Below are 1,351 nucleotides of genomic sequence, written 5' to 3'. Positions count from 1 at the left end.
AGGCCCCGGCCGACCGGCCGGGACCTCTTCCTCGTGTTCTTCGCGGCGGGCGCGCGGCAGACCTAGCCGAGCGGGTGCATCCAGCCGTGGGTGTCGGCGGTGTGGCCGGTCTGGAGGTCCAGCAGCGCCTTGCGGAGCTTCATGGTGACCTCGCCGGGCTCGCCGCTGCCCTGGGTCCAGTTGGCGCGCTCGGACTTGACCGAGCCGACCGGGGTGATGACGGCGGCGGTGCCGCAGGCGAACACCTCGGTCAGGGTGCCGTTCTCGTTGTCGCGCTTCCAGTCCTCGGTGGAGATGCGTCCCTCCTCGGCGGTGTAGCCGAGGTCGCGGGCGATGGTGAGGAGGGAGTCGCGGGTGATGCCCGGCAGGAGCGAGCCGGTCAGCTCCGGGGTGACGATGCGGTCGCCGTACACGAAGTACAGGTTCATGCCGCCCATCTCCTCGATCCAGCGGTGCTCGACGGCGTCGAGCCAGACCACCTGGTCGCAGCCGTGCGAGGCAGCCTCGGCCTGGGCCACGAGGGAGGCCGCGTAGTTGCCGCCGGTCTTGGCGGCACCCGTACCGCCCTTGACGGCGCGCACGTACTCCTCGGAGAGCCAGACGGAGACGGGCTTGACGCCGCCGGGGAAGTACGCGCCGGCGGGCGAGGCGATGACCATGAACAGGAACTCGTTGGCCGGGCGGACGCCCAGGCCGACCTCGGACGCGAACATGAACGGCCGCAGGTACAGGGAGGCCTCGCCGGAGGAGGGCACCCAGGCGCTGTCCTGCTTGATGAGCGCGTCACAGGCCTCGATGAAGAGGTCGGCCGGCAGCTCGGGCATCGCCATGCGGCGGGCGGAGGCCTGGAAGCGCTCGGCGTTGGCCTGCGGCCGGAACGTCGCGACGGTGCCGTCGGGCTGGCGGTAGGCCTTGAGGCCCTCGAAGATCGTCTGCGCGTAGTGCAGGGTCATGTTCGCCGGGTCGATCGACAGCGGCGCGTACGGGACCAGCTCGGCGTCGTGCCAGCCGCGGCCCTCGGTCCACTTGATCGTCACCATGTGGTCGGTGAAGTGGCGGCCGAAGCCGGGGCTGGCCAGGATCGCCTCGCGCTCCGCGTCGGACAGCGGGTTCGAGGAGGGCTTGAGCTCGATCGTGGGCGTCGTCATGAGTGCTTGTCCTTCACCGGTTTTGTAGGGCGGACCGCGCTCACGGCGTACCAGGACGTTGAGCTTCCCCGCATTCCGCGGTCTCGCGTTCGATTATCGCTCGCAAGATGCGTTCGGTGAAGCGGGGTGAGTGCGGCCCAGGGGAGATGGTGGCACCCGGGGCCGCACAGGAAAAGCCGCCGGGTGCGTTGGTCAAGCGACCC

General features: G+C 70.2%; 1 protein-coding gene. It reads right to left on the bottom strand.

The genetic code is table 11. The features are described 5' to 3' along the window. Positions 1-62: 62 nt before the first annotated feature. On the bottom strand, positions 63-1,148 hold the full coding sequence (locus ACFXA3_RS24560; protein ID WP_054223572.1) for a branched-chain amino acid aminotransferase: 1,086 nt from the start codon (positions 1,146-1,148) through the stop codon (positions 63-65). Positions 1,149-1,351 lie beyond the last annotated feature (203 nt).

Origin of the sequence: Streptomyces sp. NPDC059456 (genome assembly GCF_042750055.1) — a bacterium.
In the GTDB taxonomy this organism is placed as follows: domain Bacteria; phylum Actinomycetota; class Actinomycetes; order Streptomycetales; family Streptomycetaceae; genus Streptomyces.
The sequence above is the reverse complement of the archived record's forward strand: the minus strand, read 5'-3'. Positions and strand labels throughout refer to the sequence as shown.